At 62.9% G+C, this 15,854-nt stretch carries 7 protein-coding genes and 1 pseudogene; all 8 read right to left on the reverse strand.

Going from position 1 to position 15,854, the window contains the following annotated elements; all coding sequences use genetic code 11:
- Nucleotides 1-49 precede the first annotated feature (49 nt).
- Nucleotides 50-2,188 carry a ParB/RepB/Spo0J family partition protein gene (locus tag QNA11_RS09290; protein ID WP_283482806.1) on the reverse strand — a complete coding sequence of 713 codons (2,139 nt, stop codon included), beginning with the start codon at nucleotides 2,186-2,188 and terminating at the stop codon, nucleotides 50-52.
- 121 nt (nucleotides 2,189-2,309) lie between these two features.
- Nucleotides 2,310-2,680 (reverse strand): annotated as a pseudogene (locus tag QNA11_RS09295) (DUF2958 domain-containing protein).
- Entirely contained in the window at nucleotides 2,677-3,627 is a 951-nt protein-coding gene (locus tag QNA11_RS09300; RefSeq protein WP_283482807.1) for an ArdC family protein, read from the reverse strand. Before QNA11_RS09300 ends, QNA11_RS09295 begins: the two are co-directional and overlap by 4 nt.
- Before the next feature lie 254 nt (nucleotides 3,628-3,881).
- Nucleotides 3,882-5,936 (reverse strand): protease Lon-related BREX system protein BrxL, encoded by a 2,055-nt coding sequence (gene brxL / locus QNA11_RS09305; RefSeq protein WP_283482808.1) that lies wholly within the window; start codon nucleotides 5,934-5,936, stop codon nucleotides 3,882-3,884.
- The gene (pglZ, locus tag QNA11_RS09310; RefSeq protein ID WP_283482809.1) at nucleotides 5,933-8,269 is read right to left on the reverse strand and encodes a BREX-1 system phosphatase PglZ type B; all 2,337 of its coding nucleotides are present in this window, start codon (nucleotides 8,267-8,269) and stop codon (nucleotides 5,933-5,935) included. Before pglZ ends, brxL begins: the two co-directional genes overlap by 4 nt.
- Nucleotides 8,266-11,829: an Eco57I restriction-modification methylase domain-containing protein gene (locus tag QNA11_RS09315; protein ID WP_283482810.1), complete on the reverse strand. Its 3,564-nt coding sequence runs from the start codon at nucleotides 11,827-11,829 to the stop codon at nucleotides 8,266-8,268. The genes pglZ and QNA11_RS09315 overlap by 4 nt, the downstream gene beginning before the upstream one ends.
- Before the next feature lie 12 nt (nucleotides 11,830-11,841).
- Nucleotides 11,842-15,303, reverse strand: coding sequence for a BREX system P-loop protein BrxC (gene brxC, locus QNA11_RS09320; protein WP_349362188.1), 3,462 nt, complete (start codon nucleotides 15,301-15,303; stop codon nucleotides 11,842-11,844).
- The gene (locus QNA11_RS09325) at nucleotides 15,300-15,851 is read right to left on the reverse strand and encodes a BREX protein BrxB domain-containing protein (protein WP_283482812.1); all 552 of its coding nucleotides are present in this window, start codon (nucleotides 15,849-15,851) and stop codon (nucleotides 15,300-15,302) included. The genes brxC and QNA11_RS09325 overlap by 4 nt, the downstream gene beginning before the upstream one ends.
- Between the last annotated feature and the right edge of the window lie 3 nt (nucleotides 15,852-15,854).

Raw genomic sequence — 15,854 nt, forward strand, 5'->3', positions numbered from 1 at the left:
AATAGTTGTTTGAGGAGCGAGGCGGCCGAAGCCGCCCCGCCAAGCTGCGTTACTCGGCGGCGACCATGTCCGGCTCGTCGGGCTCTTCGGCGGCCTCTTCATCGTCGTCGGCGAGGAATTCCGGCAGCTCATCGCCGTCACCCTCGATTTCGGCGGCGTCGTCGGACGTGGCGTCGCTGGCGTCCGCCATGCGCAGGGGCTCGGGCAGCCAGCCGGTGTCGGCCAGAAGGCGCTCGGCCTCCTTGGCCATGTCGCCTTTCTTCAAGTGGTCGATGAGCTGGGCGGCTCGCTCCCCGGCGCCCTCGCGCACCGCTTCGAGAATGCGGCGCTTCGGGACGCGGCCGAGATAGTTCTCGACGGTCGGACGCCAGCCGGCCTGCACCATGTCGAGGTCGACGGCCTTCGCGATGCGATCGGCGTCAGCGATGCGTTGATCGACCATGAGCGACGAGACGCCGCCACCATAGCGGTCGGCCTTCTCATAAAGCGCGTTGACCCCGAACGACGCGCAGTGGGCGAACAGCGAGGCCTGCTCGTCGCCCGTGAGCGTAGCGAGCCAGCCCCAGAGGTCGGCCTTGTCCTTGGGCAGGCGCTCTTCCCAAGCCTTGTAACGCTCGGCGATCGCCTTCGCCGCCTGCGTGTCCTTCAGGCCCTGCGGCTGCACCGGGAAGCTGACGCTGCGCACCGCGAGTTCCATGGCCGTCCCATGGGCCAGATCGCGAGAGAAGACGTCGAGGCAGACCTTGTGCAGCACGGCCTGGAAGGCGACCGACGGCGTGCTTGCCAGCTTGTTGCGCAGCGCCAAGGTGCGCTCGGCCGTGAGCTCCATCACCAGACGGTCCGGCAACGGCTTCACGACATCGTCGTCCTCGTCTTCCGGCTCGGGCGTGTGACCGCCGATGGTGATGACCGCGCGTTGGATCACGGGCGCCGCCGATGCGGCGCCTTCCGGGCCGGTCGTAGAAGCGGCATCGCCGTCCGGCTCGGGCTCCACCGCCGGTGCCTCGTCTTCCGGACGGACATAGCCGCGATCGATCGACAGCGCGCCCTCCGAGTCGATGCTGAGGAAGACACCGGCGCGGGCGATGTCGGCAGGCGCATAGGCCACAGGCCGGTCGTCGAAACCGGCGAGCGCCTTCTCGATCTCGCCCAGCCGTTGATCCACCTCGTCCGGCAGCTCGTCGACTTCTGCATAGTCGGCTTCGAGCTTGGCGTATTCGGCGTTGAGCGTCGCGATGGTCGCCTGCTCGTCCTCCGTGAGAGCAGTCGCGACGCCCTCCAGCCTGCGCAGCCCGCGATTGTGTCCGTAAGGGAAATCGACCGCGACCTCGATCCACTTCCAGCCTTCGGCGGCGATCGTCTCGGCCTCGGTCTTCAACTTCTCGGCGACCAGACGATCGAGCAGAGCGACATCTTCGAGCCAGCCGCCGTCATCGGATTGGAACAAGTCTCGCAGCACGACGCCGCTGGCGGCCTCATAGGCGTCGAGCCCGACGAAGACCGCCCGGCGGTCGGAAGCGCGCACGGACTTTTCCGTGAGCATGCGGCGGATCTGATAAGGCTCCTTCGACCAGGAGGCGGAGATCGCTTGCCAGACTTGTTGCTGGCGGGCGTGATCTGAGGTGATGGAGAAGGCCATCAATTGCTCAAGAGACATGCCGTCCTCGGCGTAAACGTCGAGCAGCGCCGGCGAGACCGAGGCCAGCCGCAGACGCTGCTTCACCACGTTCACCGAGGTGAAGAAAGCGGCGGCGATGTCCTCCTCGGACCGCCCCTTGTCGCGCAGGGCCTGGAAGGCGCGGAACTGATCGAGGGGATGGAGCGGCGCGCGCTGGATGTTTTCGGCCAAAGAGTCGTCCTCGGCCAGAATATCGGTCGAGGGATCGCGGACCACACAGGGAATGGGCGCGGTCTTGGCGAGGCGCTTCCGCTTCACCAGCAATTCGAGCGCGCGATAGCGGCGGCCGCCGGCGGGGATCTCGAACATGCCCGTCTCAGCGCCGTCCGCGTCGAGGATGGGCCGGACGTTCAGGCCTTGGAGCAGCGTGCGTCGCGCAATGTCCTCGGCAAGCTCCTCGATCGAGACGCCGGCCTTCACGCGCCGGACGTTGGACTGGCTCAGCACCAGCTTGTTGAAGGGAATGTCGCGCGAGGACGACAGGGTGATTTTCTGAACGGCAGTGGCCATCTCGGTTGTCTCCGCGGCGGGCGGCCGAGAGCCTCTCTCTCGACCTCCAACCCGCCGCGAAAACCGGCGCAGCCCTTTCGCTCTCTGCTTCCTGGGACCGCCTGCGCCGAGCAGGAACGCCTCATCCATACTGCCGTTGGGCGCGAAGGGCGGCGTAGAGCACGCGCTCCCCCTCCCGGATACTGCCGGTCCGGCGCGCCGCATCCGCCCAAGCCGAGATCGGGAACATCCCCTCGAACAGGAGGTCACGTTCGATCCCGAGACCGAGCGGCAAGCGCACCGCGATCATTTCGGCTAGGCTGAACGAGCCAAATTCCGGTTCTCCGAGGTCGGCCAAGCCGAACAACGTGTCGCCATCCGCGCCGAGCTCGGTGGCAAGCCAGACGCTTTCGCCGAGCGGGTTGAAGAATTTGACGACCGGGACGTGGTCGACGTCGGGATGACGGCCTTGGCCAGCAGCCGCTCGCGTAACTCGGATGTCAGGAGGATCATGCCGCCCTCCTCTCGACCGAGGGTTCGGCTTGGTCTTGCGCCGGCAAGAAGCCGAGCAGCCAGTCCGCAGCTTTGCTCGCCTGCGAAGCCGCGCGAACGATGGCGCGATTATCCTCGCGCAGCACCTCCAGCCAGGAGCCAATATAGTCGGCATGGCGCACCGTCGGGAGGATACAGAGCGAGGCGCAGCAGAAGGCGGCATTCATCTCCGCCACCAGCTCCTCAAAGGCGTATTTCTTCGTGCCGAAGGAGCCGCTCAGATCACGGTCAAGACGGGAGGGGTGACCGGTGGCGTGCCCGAGCTCGTGCAGGGCCGTCCGGTGCCAGTTGACTGGCTCGAAATAGGCCTGCGGCGGCGGCACCATCACGAAGTCTGGGCCGGGCGCATAGAAGGCCCGGTCACCCCCAATGCGGAAATCGACGCCGGTCGCGCGGATCACTGCCTCGACCTGGGGTTCGATCAACCCCGCAGGTGGAGGCGGCGCGGCTGCGGCGATGGTCTCGGGCAGGTTCTCGCACTGGGCTGCGTTGAAGACAGTGAAGCGCTTGAGGAACGGAATCGCCTGGGCCTCTTCCCCGGTCTCGCGCGACCGCTGTCTCTCGTCTTCGGGCACGAAGCGATCGGCGTAGACGACGGTCGTGCCGCGCTCGCCCTTGCGCACATTGCCGCCGATGCTGAGCGCCTGGCGGAAGGTCAGCCAGCTCTGGGCGGGGAAGCCGCGCTCGATCACGGCGCCCCAGAGGATCAGCACATTGATCCCGGAATACTGCCTCCCGGTGGCGGCATTTCTCGGCATGGCGAGCGGCGCCTTTGCCGCGGCGGTTCCCCAGGGCTGAACCCAAGGCACGCGGCCGGCCTCCAGCTCGGCGACGATCTTGCTCGTGATTTCGTCATAGAGGCTCGCCCGGTCCGAGCCGGCGCGAGCGGGGGCGGTGTTTCTGGACATCGCGGGTCTCCGCGACGGGCGCCGGAGGCCTTTCCTCCAGCCCTCAACCCGTCACGGCGAATCCGGTCCGCACTCTTACTCTACCGGGGGCGTTGCGGGGACCGCCCCGCAGAAGGGGTCGGCAGAGACCTCGGCTCGGCCGCAGGGGAAGGCTTTCCCCTCAAGGGCCTATCGGATCGAAACCTCCTGGTGACTACCAACTGGCGGCGCGATGGCTACCAATCTGCCGGGATGGAGGCCAAGGCCACCGTTGGCTATTCCGTCAGCGCCTTGAATACCGCGTCGGCCCCATCCTTGTAGAACTCGATGCTGATCTTCGTCCAAAGATCGTCCGGAAGGTCGTTCAGTTGCCGACGTGCAGAGACAGGCATGAGCAGTGTCTGCGCCTGCTTGTCGATCGCGAGCTCGGCTATCCGGGTGGCGTTTGGGATCATCTCGATAGAGCCCCCGAGATTAAGAGCGCCAACAACAATCGTGCCGCCGCGCGTGTTTCGTCCGAGCAAGCCGCCACACAGAGCGACAAGCACGGGAACGCCGAGGCCGGCTCCTGTCTTGTCGGCATCCATAGGACGCATCTGAAGCGAGAATTCCTCCTCTCTGGGATTGCGGTCTCCAACCAGCTCCTTGGCTCTGGTGTAGAGGTTCTGCTCGCCAACGCGCACGCTCTCGCGAAAGGCCGGGGGGGTCGGCTGGTTCAGGATTCTGACCCCACTGCCGGGTCCACACGTCACTTCGATACGATAGAGACCGGGGCCCGTTTCGCCTGCGCCCAAGCTGACGCCCCAGACCTGGCCCGGCGGCAGAGGATCGCTCTCGATGGCTTCGTCGCTGTGCAGTTCCGGTGTCGAGACGAATTGCTCCGCTCCATCTGAACCCATGATGTAGCTGAAGTGCGTGTTGCGGAATTCGCTCTTGAAGACGCGGCGCTGCTGCTCCTTGACGCGACGGCGGGATTCCAGCGCCACCCGCACGATCCATTCGAGATCCTCGTCGGGCACCGGCGTCTCCGGGTCGGGAAACAGGAGCTTGGTCAACCCGCTGACTGTTTTGTTGACGGCTTCAATATCGCGTCCGCTGAGGGCTCCGCCGAGATGCACACGCCCCTGCAAGACCGAGACCCGGTTGCCAGACCGCAATCGGCTCCAACACTCGCTGAGGAAGTCGCTGACCAACCCGAAGTGATCGGTGAGATGCTCGCTCGGCTTCAGTTTCGGATAGTCCCAGCCAGGCGCATAGGCGTGGATACGATCCATGAAGGCGGTGTCATCCCGCATTTCGGGCGGCAACGGGCTGAGAAGGTGTCCGATCTTCTGCTGCTGCTCGACATCGACGTCGAGGTTGCCGACCATCACGATGCTGCCTTCGGCGCGAATGTTCTCCTTGCCGCGGCTGAATTGGCCTGAGGCCATATAGCCTTTCATGATGTTCACGCCGTCCTTCTGGTCGAAGGAAATGCCGGCTACCTCGTCGAAGCACACGACGTCATATTGGCAGACCAACCCGCGCTGGCCGGTGGCGTTGTTCACGAACATCTTCGCCACGGTGGCTTTACCGCCGGAAATCAAGTGGGCGTATGGCGAGATCTGTTGGAAGAGGTGGCTCTTGCCCGTTCCGCGCGGGCCAAGTTCGATGAGATTATAGTTCCGTTCGACAAAGGGAATCATGCGGAGCAGTACCACGCGCTTCGCCCTCTCGGTGAAGGCGGACGCTTCGAGACCGATCGACCGCATCAGGAAGTCGATCCATTCCGTGGTGCTGAACTTCTCACGGGCCTTGGCGAAGGTGTCCAAGACGTCGGATTTCGACATCTGGATCGGGCGTAGACCTTCCACCTTGAACGGACGTCCGCCTTTTTCCTGAGCGATAATACCATCGTAAGCGAGCGTGACTTCGGCATAGAAGCCGTCGGTCAGCATTCTTTCGTTTTCGCGCACTTGCTGGTCATCGATACGGACATCTCTCAGATTCAAACTGGGAAGTTCCGCGACATAACAGTCGTTCTTCGCGTCCAGGCGGGCGCGTAGAATATCGATGATCTTGACCGATCCCGTCTCCTTCGCGCGGGCCTTGAAGAGTTCTTCTTCGCCGGTGCGGACCGTGCGATCTTTGAGCTGCTTTTCAACAATCTCCAGGCCTTCAGCGATTTCCTTCTCGTCAACGCTGGCGCAGTAGCGCCCAAGCAGGAATTCGACCACATAGGTTGGCACAGGGTATTGGCGCGAGTATTTCCGCACCAGGTCTTTCCGCACGAGATAGCCATCGAAGACCGATGCGCCCAGATTATCGAGTTGATCGAGTTCCATACTCATGCGTCTTCTCCGACGGTTGTCGGCTTGTAATCGAGCACTCGTCCCGATGCGTCGGACACGACAACCGAGGCAGCGGCGCCTTCGTGTTTGTCATCTGCGACAGCAAGGCTCGTTTCGCCGTTCGGTCCTACTTCCTTGGCGGCTGCGACGATGCTGGATGCCGCCTGTTTCCAGTTCAGTCGCAGGTCAACTTGCAGTCCGGCCGCGTTGGACTCGACCGTCACGCGGCATCTCATGCCGCGCCAACTGATACCGGTAATCGTGGCGGCGACGGCGGCCTCGCCCCGCTCCACGATGAGCTCGGGGATGACGCATTCCTGAAGGCTGACGCCGCCGTGCGCATATTCCGTGTTCGCAACGAACGCGCCGATGCCCGGCGGCGAAGCGATGCGTAAAATCGGATTCCAGTACCAGGGGTAAGTCGGAATGTCCGGGGTCGAGCCGCCCTTCACCGCCGCACACCGCGACCATTTGGTGGCGACCAGGTGCGGTGAGAGTTCCACCTTGGGCAAGCCACCGGGGAGCAGCAGCCACCCGTGATCCGTGACGACACGGACACGGCTCCATCCTGCGGTCAGCAGAGCACTGATACGATCGACGAGCGCATCGACTTCCGAGTCGATCTGGCGGACGAGCAAGGCATTGAGAGAATGGCCCAAGGTGTCGAGCTTGCCGGTCTCCGTCCAACCGCCGCCCTCGCTGCTGACCGCCATGCTCGCTTGATCGTCATCGAGTATCGCCGTGCCGGCCCGGGCCATCGCATCGCGAAGCCGTGATGCCGTTGCGGGCTGGCCGCTCGTCGTGATGATTGGTGCGAAATCCTCTGTGTCAGTCCTGCCTGAACATGAGCCATGCGCCGGGGAGGCGACCGGTTTCGCCGTCGCCGTGACGGTGGGTATCGGCGCAATACGGTGCGACATCCGCACCCGGAACCCCCGCGCCTCCAGGCGTTCCTGAAGGACGGCGCCGACATCGAATCGAAGGCCATCCGCGAAAAGAACGCAGGCATCGCGCTCTGCGCTGACGGATGCCGTGAGCTTGCGAGGATCCATGCCTGGCGCGGACATCAATTCCTGAAACCGACGCGCCGTGCGATCGAGCCATGGCTGGTAAAGAGCTCGGACGACCTTAGTGACGAGGACGCTCTCGCCGCCTTGCCTGAGGCGGCTGAGCGCGTCGATCGCGGCGCGATCGCACTGCCAGCCTTGCGCCGCATAGTCTGCCGCCATGGCCTCGGCGGTGATTCCTCCGAGAGGGACCTTGGCTACCTTCGCCAGCTTGCCGAGCGGCTCCAGCGCGATCGCGTAGGGACTTTCACCTAGTTGGGCCCAAACCCAACTTCGCCGCTCTTTGTGCTCGGCATCCAGCGCCACGATGCTGTCGCAGGCCTGCCCATGCGGCAGGGAAAGCGCTGCTTCGAGTTCCTTGCGAAGCTTGTCCTCCCGCTCCTCGTTGAGGCCGGGCCGGCGGGAATGATCGGCGAGGCCGAGCAAGTCGCGCGGCCGAGCCTGACGCAACACGGTCGAAACGCCTGGATATAGGCGTGGCGCATCGCAGAAGCGTCGCCAGACGTCGTCCCATTTCCCACCGCCGTGAAGCAAAGCGTCGGCGGCCCCCTGGATTCCATCCTCGTCAGGATCGAGGCCGAATTCACGCCAGCAGATGTCTTTGAAAGTCGCCCAACGGGTCGGATCGCATCGGCTTTCGAATCCTTCGTTGTCGCTCATCCAACTGAGCAGGTCGCGGACAGGATCGCCGATCGCCAGGCGGTCAAAATCGTCGGCTTCCAGGCGACGGCCGCGCAGTCCTGCAATGGGTTCGGGAGCCAGCAGCGCCAAGGCCCGCAGCATCGCATCGCGAGTGCGATTGTCCTTGGCGACGTCCAGCCCGACGCCATCCTCGGAGGTAAGGAAGGCCTCAACGGTCCACTCGCGCCCGTTGCGCTGATGCCAGACGGCCCCACGGTATTGAAGCTCGATGAGGGGCCGAAGATCGGCTGGGCAGTCGCCGCCGGCCCGGAGGTCCTGCCGGCTTACCTTCGGCAGATAGAGGATTGGCACAACGTCGGGCGGCGGGGAGACCTCGGGCAAGCTCCGCTCGACGATGCACCGGAGCCATATCACTGGCCCATGACGATCTTCAGGCGCATAGGCGCTGAGCACGTAGAGTTGCGGCAGAACCTTCTGCAGCGTGGGAATCAGCGGCGCCCATTGCCCGTCAGTGTCGGTCCACAGCAGCGCCGTCGGCGGCGCGACGCCGTCGGGCGTGCGCAAGGCCCGCTTCAACGAAACGTCGATCGCATCGACAAGGGTTCGGGGAGCGGTGTCGCTCACGGCTCCGCTCCGGCCTTAGCAGCGTGCCGTTTCCGAGTCGCCTGCTTGACGGCGCGGCTGTAGTGCAGGTCGTTCCAGCGATTGCCGTCGAACGTCGCGCCGCCGACGAAATCGGCGCTCGCCTCGTTCCAACCCCAGAACCACGGATAGTCGGTCTTGTCCCGGTTGGGCTCCTTGCCGCGGTCCTTGTCCCACTTGATCTTCGGCGTTGCTCGGAGGATGCACGCGCCCTTCGCTTTCGCCCCGAGAGGCCTCGCCGTCATGAAGGGGCGGATGTTCATCCGCACGCCGTCATTGACATCCGGGTCCCAGCCGATCGGCTGCTCGTGGAGCGGCTTCCAGCGGACGAAAATGTCGTAGGGAGGCTCGCCCTCCAAGATCTTGATCAACTCTGCGCGCAGATGCTCGGCATGGGCGAGGCGCGCATCGGCGCCTTCGACACCTGCTTTCTGTTCGTCGCGCTGCCGGTCGATCCAATCGCCGAGATAGGAGTAGATCAGCTTCTCGAGCGTGCGCCGGCCCTCGCCGTTCTGCGCAGCGAGCCGGTGGTAGTTGACCAGCGCGTGGAAGCCATCGCGCCGTCCGTCCCAAATGTGCCAGATGAAGGGCCGTTGGTGAAACAGCTCGCAGTGCTGTTCGAAGAAAGAGTCGCGCAGCCATTCGTCAACCGACTTACCACTAAAGCCGGCTTCTGAAAGTAAGTTTGCGAGTTTTGCGGCTGACCACTCCGCCCCAAAGGCCTCAGCGAGAATCGAGACAACTCGCTCATGCGCTGGGGGCAAGCCCTTTGTGGATGAGAGACAGATAATGCCATCGTCACTTGATAGAATATCGATCTCGAATGCGGCACACTTGGCAACGAGTTCATGGGCTTCGGGTGCCAGATCCATTAATGCATCAGTTTCAGCCGGCCAGCGATAACCAAGGAGACGGGCGAGGCCAACCTGCAACGTGTAACCTGTTCCGCATTTGGCTGGATGGCCGTGGAACAACCATTGCGTTGGATCATCGGAATATGGCTTTGGCAGACCTGCGGGGTATCTCTCAGCAGCTACCTTCCGCCAGTGCGCCAGATCAACCTTCGATGAGAGAATCGTTCCAACTTCTACTTTTAGGTTTTGATTAAATGACCTCACCTCTTCGAAGAATTTTCCGGATGCACAATAAGCCCAAATAGCGGCAGTATCTTCTTCATCGTTCGGAACTATGGCGCAGCAATTTGAGTCGTACCGCTCCCCTGTGTAGATGCTTGCTTCGAGCTGGGTCATCATGCTGACGGAAACGCCTCGCCGCCCCCAGTTCGGCTTGCCTCTACGCCAATTCTGCGCGATGTGATTAAGATGCCTTACAGATTCAGCAAAGCGATAAAGCGCCCCGGATTCTCTTTCCCATAATATAGAATCAGTCATTCCGCCAAAATTGGCCGTCCTATCAACGGTAGTCTGAAAGTACTCCCATGTATCTGATTTTTCATGCCACTCCCAAAATTTATAAATGTATCTCGGTGAGTCTCCCGTCGTTGCACCGACCAAAACCGATGCAATCTCTCGGAGCGACTGACCAATCTTCAGATTTTGACGGACCGTTATCTTATATTCTGGATCGCTTCTTTGTTCCTTCTGATTAAGAATCGAAATCTTTCCCAACAGCAGTTCGTATTTCTTCTTCTGCAGTGTTTCAGCTTCAATAGAATCCAAGCCACAGAATGTGCTGGCGTCAACCGGTTGGTTTGCGGACGCTGCGATCAGAGCGGTATTCACTACCTCGCCACTGATGGTTTCAAACGCGCGTGGACCGAGCGCGACAAGAAGATCGAGTGTCATTGCCTTCAAGATTGCCGCACGCACCTTCTTATAGCTGCCAAGAAACAGCCAACTCTGTGGTGTGACGGACGCGAGGGTGCCGCCTTCGGCGACTAACTTCATTAGGCGCGACAACATGGCGGTCGCCAAGTCCGCCTTTGCATCCGGAAATGCTCCGACGACAAAGTCAGCCAACGTTTGCGCTTGTTTCCCACGGCCTAGATAGGGAACGTTGGTAATCACCACCGTAAACTTGCGTCCCAGCAATTCGGCAGCCTTTGCCATGCCCTGCGCTGCGACCGCGATTTCGCGGGCATCATCCGTATCGGCGGCGGCCATGAGTGACGCCAACAACGGCTCCAGCTTGTCGAAACCTTCGCGAAAAATGTCCCCGCCGGCGCGACGCGGATCAATCAGGCTGCCGAGCCATGGCGCTTTGGCGAAGAGGTCGTAGAGCGCTTCGAGCCCGTTCTTGACGCGCTCCTCCAACCCATGGGTGAGGAGATTCTGCTCGACGCCGAGCAGATCGCGCTTCGTCGCCGGATCGGCCACCGTCACGGCCTTCTCCGCCAGCTTCAACCACTCGGCCTTGGTGACGCCGATGGCGAGGCCCGAACATGCAAGGTTAAGCTGCGGTAGGACATAGAACCCCGTCCGCTTCCACGCCGCGAAGGCGAGGTTGAACGCCGCGATCTGGGTGCAACGCGGGTCGATTTCCAGTCCGAACAGATTGTCGCGCAACACTGCGTCAATGGCTTCGCGTTCACTGAGGCCCTCTTCGGCCATGCGGAAGGCGACGAGGATCGGCAGGGCGAAGACGAGAAAATGTCCCGATCCCATGCAGGGATCCAGCACGGTGATGTCCTTGGCGGCCTTGGGCCAACTGTCGAGCGTGCCGGCTGCCGGCCGCCACGGTCCCTCCGCGCCATCTTCCGCTTTGTCGCGGACGAAGCGGAGATAGGTCCAATCCACGTCACCGACACTACAAGCCGCGCGGAGAGCATCCTCGCTCGCCGCTGAACCTGCCAGGGCGGGATTGCCGGCTAGCATCTTACCCGCCCACCAGGCCCCGAGCGTGTTGTGCAGAAGAAAAAGGACCATGTAGTCCTCGGTGAAGAGCTGGGTGACCGCCGGCAGCTCGTCAGCGCCGATCTTCACTTCGGACTTGTTGACCTCGTCCTTCTTCTCCGCCTGCCAGAACTGATAGACCCATCCAAGGCTGTCATCGGCTTCGAACACTGCCTTTGGCAGCGCCTTAAGCAGGTCCTCGAGTTCCGACCGCGTCTCCGGCGGGAGCGCGATGTCCAGGACCGGATCGTCCTTGCGAAAGATCTGCGGCAGCATGCGTTCGGCGTATTCGCTGGCGAGCGGCAGCCAGTCGGACCGCTTTTCACGAGCGAGTTCCTGAACCTCATCCAGGCTGATCGCGACCCCGGACTCCGGCTCGATCAGCAGGTCGGTCTCGGCGAGGAAGCGCGCGAAGAGCATCCGGTGCCAATGTTCGTAAGCGCATTCCTGCGCGAGATGCGCGGTCGCTTGCGCGCCCGTCTTTGGGTCTCGCCGATCACCCAACTGCCGGCCATGGGCGCGAAGCCCGGTGCGCAAGGCGCGCTGCTCGGCCGTCAGATGCCTCGGCGACTCCGCCTCGCCGACGCCGAGCTGCGCTATCGCCTGGCGCGCGCCGGCTTCAGCGACATTTCGCGCTCTCTTGACGGCGCGCTCCAGGTCTTTGCGAAGATTGCGTTCCAACGACGCCATGCGGCCGTCTCCTCAGTTCACCAGCACGGGGCCATCGGCGAGTTTTTCGAGCAGCGTCGTCTTCTGCCGCTCGATCCAGGCGTTCACTTCGGCGGCGTCGCGCAGGGTTGCGCGCTCCAGCGTCACGGTCCGTACCTTGGGCTCCAGGAGGCGGGCCGCGCGCTCGATGGCCTGGTTGACCCGGCCTGCGATCGCGTCGATCTCAGCTTGAGCGCTGGAGAGCGGCTTGCGATCGAGCGCATCCGCCAGCGCCTCATCCGTTGTCACGTTCGGCTTCGCCGGCAGCGTCAGCCCGACCGCTGCCTTGATGCTGTCCTGATCCGCGGCGGTCAGCTTCGTCCAAACGGTATTCGCAGCCAGAGCCGCAACGGCGTCGGCGAACGCCTTCTCGTGCGCGGCGTGGGCTTTTTGGACGGCGTCGCGGAGTAGACCTCCAAGCGACTGGCGAGCGGTGTTGACCGGGTCAGAGGTCTCCAGCAGCAGCCGCTGGGATCGGATCGCGTCGACCTGTTCGAGGGTGGCTTTGGCCTCCGCAATCGCGCCGGCGGGCTTGGCTAACCGCTCGACAATTCTCCAGGGTGGGAGACGAGTCGCGATCAGGTCCCGCGTAGCGGTCCAGTCCTTAATGCATTGTTCCCAATCGGTCGCCTTGGCCTTGATGGCGACGAGCTGTTCGTTGCCGACGAGCCGCTGGATGTCCTCGATGTCGACGGTCGCCGGCGCCACCGGCGCTGGTGCGTCACCGCCGGCGGCGCCTGCTAGAGAGATCAACCCGGAAAGGAACTCCGCGGCACGGACGGCTTCCTCGCCGCTCTTGCAGGACAGGCCCAACGCCTGGAACAGCTTGCGCAGAACCAGCCGGTCGCTGACCGACAAGGTCGCGTGCTCGACCCGAAACTCCGCCTTGGCGATCTTGTTCTGATCGAGCTGGCCAAGAGGGATGGCTTGGCCGTTCAGTGTCGCGGTGATGTGCTGGAGCCGGTGAAGCGCGATCAGCGCGGCGTCGACCGCGTCACGGGGCCAACCGAAGGGCGTTCCGCTCAGCGCCCTTCGAACGTCCGAGCCCGACCTGCCGGCGCCGATCGTCGCGATCACCTGCTGGCAAACGAGGTGCTTCTCCGTCGCGTCCGTGTGGCCGGTCGGCTGGAAGGGATGATCCGCTCCCTCACGGGCGCGCTTGATGACCGCCTCCCAGGCCGCCGAATCCGCCTCCTTGAAGCGCGGGAACATCCGCACGAGGGAAGCATCGGTCGCGGCCTTGATGCGCTCTCCGAGCGATGTCAGCAGCACTTCGCTTCCGCCGCCCTGAAACACCTTGGCGTTGGCGACGATCTCGCCGATCAGCCGATCGCGATCGCCGACGGCCCGCGCACGCCGGCTATCCATGCTCTGCCTGGCCTCCTGGCCTTCCGCCGTCGTGGGATTGCCCCGGGCGTCCAGCGTTTGCTGGGAAGCATCCGCTTCTACGATCAGCCGCCGGGCATCCTCAGCCGATTGACGCGGAATGAAGACGAATAGGATCGGGCTGTCAGTGCCGGCAGCGCGCGCGGCGTCCAGCACGTCCTTTTCGGCGCACGACCAACCGTCGCGGATCCAGATTGGGACGCTGCTGCCGTCGACGACCGGCGCCGTCTGTTCCCGATGGATCAGAAATTGCCGGGGCTCTTTGGCCGCGCCCTGGATGACGCGGATACCGCGTATCGTCTTGTCAATCTCGCCGTACAGCAACTGGTCGCGCTTGAACTGGATCGCGGCATCGTCGTTGTTCAGCTTGGTTTGCCTGTTGCGGAACTCTCGGTCCCATTCGCTGCCTTCACGCGTCTGAAGGCGGTACTCGTCGCCGACCGGCATGAGGACGCCCTGGTCGCTCAGCTTCTTGAGCAGGTCCTCGACGTCCGATCGCAGCTTGCCGTTGTCGGCGGTCAAGTCGTCGATCAGAAGATCGGCGATATGCTCCTTGGTGGCGCGAACACCGATGTCGGCGCCGGCTTCGCGCTTGAGTTTGCCGATCAGGAAGACCAGGCCGCAAATGCGCTGCGCTGTGGCTCCTTCCGAGCGGCCGACCTGGATGATGCGTTCGTTGATCTCCCGAAGGAGGACGCCCGTATTCACCATTTCCGGGGCGAGAGCTTCGAAGAGGTCGTCGGCCGGGACGACCGAACCGAGGGGGCGCTCGGAGACCTTCGCCACTGCATCGTGGATGATGCGCAACTGCGAACGCAACTGACTGTGCGTGCCCGCCGCGTCGATCTGGCGGAAGCAGTTCTCCCAGAAACGACGGCGAACTGGCAGGAGCGGATAGTCGTCGACGACGATCGCGCGATCCTCGATGGACTCGCCGATCCGCGTCCCCTGCAATTGGCGCGATACTTCTCCGGCGTGCTTATCAAGCAGGGCGCGCACATCCGAGACTGCGGTGGGTTTCTTTTGCAGGAGAACCTTGCGGGTGACCGTCTCGACCTCCGCGTCGGACAGAGGGACGCGGATTGTGAAGCGGTCGAGTAGATAGGTCAGAAGCTGAATTTCGGTGAGCGCGCTTTGGCCCGCCGCGACGACCATGACGTGGCTGTCTAGCTGCTTCGAAACGGCCTCGGTGACTTCCGTCAGGAGCGAGGCGCGCTGCTGAGAGTCGCCGATGTATTGCTGCGCCTCGTCGAGGATGAGGAGTGTGCATGGCAGCCGGCCATCCTTGCCTTTCAGCCGCAGCACGTCCTTCACGATCGAGAGGAACTGCTCGGTCGTGATGTCCGTCGTCTGAGGCGAAAATTGCGCCTTGAGAAGCTGCTTTGCTTCCGCCTCGCTTGCGGCGAAGTTGGCGTCGCCGGCCATGACGGCGCGGGCGATAGGGCCGCTCACGTAGAGATTGTTGAGCTCGCGCTCGAAGGACCTGCCGGCCGCTTCGACGGCGGCCTTCACCTTGTCGAACAGCCCCTGAGAATGGAGCCACAGACAGAACCGCGCCTGGGGATACTGCTCGGGCAGGCCGACGGCGCGAAGCAGGATAGCTAAAATCGTCAGGCGCACGTTGTCGGTCGTGCCGCTAGGCAATGCCCCGGCGGCGGCGATTAGACCACCGGCGCGTCGTCCGGCCGTGTCGAGTTCACGCAGCAGAGCTTTGAGGTCCTCGGGAACCGACGGGACGAGGCTGCGTGCGGTGGCGCCATCGGGGAAAGCGGTGTCCTGCCAAAGATGGCAGAGCATTTTCAGAAGATGCGACTTGCCGCTTCCGAAGAAGCCGCTGACCCAAGCGCCGCGTTGGCTCGTCTTGCTGAGGTTGTCGAGGAACGAGCGGATGATCTTTTGGACGCCATCGGCGTACTGACCCTCGCAGACGAATGTTTCAAGTTCGCCGCGCAATTCCGATTGCGTTCGCTCGTCCCGGGTGTCCGAGATGCGCGCCTGGCCCTGATTGACGAGAGGATTTGTCGCTGGGTCACGCTGGAGCGCGTCTTTGATTTTCATGTGTTTCCTCATTCGCCATGCTGCGTGATTGGTACTGCGAGGTAATTCCAGCCATCCCGCGCGTCGAGGAGCCGATAATTATTCCGCTCGAATTGACCCGGAAAGAAAACGACGAGACGCCCTTTGATGTCGGCCTCGATCTTTTTCAGGACTTGAGAAATTCGAGCGAAGCCAAAGAGGGACCCTACGCCAATAACAGCGACCACGCTGTTTGCGGTGACCTCGGGCTTGCGAAGCATGTACCGAATTCGTCCGGCAACGAACTCTGGAAATTCAGCATCCAGCTTTAGCTGAAGGTCTTCCGGCGACGAGAAGTATTCGTCGCGATAATCGTCGGCCGCCATCCATTCGGCGAAGGCGTCGGAAAGGTCGACTTCAAACCAGTCATGTCCGGCCTCGCGGGTGGCTGTCTCGAAGGCGAGCTTGCGGGCTCTAAGGGTCCGTTCCAGCTCCTTGTCATAGACCACCATCACGACGCGTTGGGCACCCGCGATCGTTCGTTGCCAGGGAGTGGCGATATGACGGCCGTAGCGCTCCGCAATGTCTTCGATGCGAGCCATGGT

Origin of the sequence: Methylocystis sp. JR02 (assembly GCF_030063565.1) — a bacterium.
Taxonomy (GTDB): domain Bacteria; phylum Pseudomonadota; class Alphaproteobacteria; order Rhizobiales; family Beijerinckiaceae; genus Methylocystis; species Methylocystis iwaonis.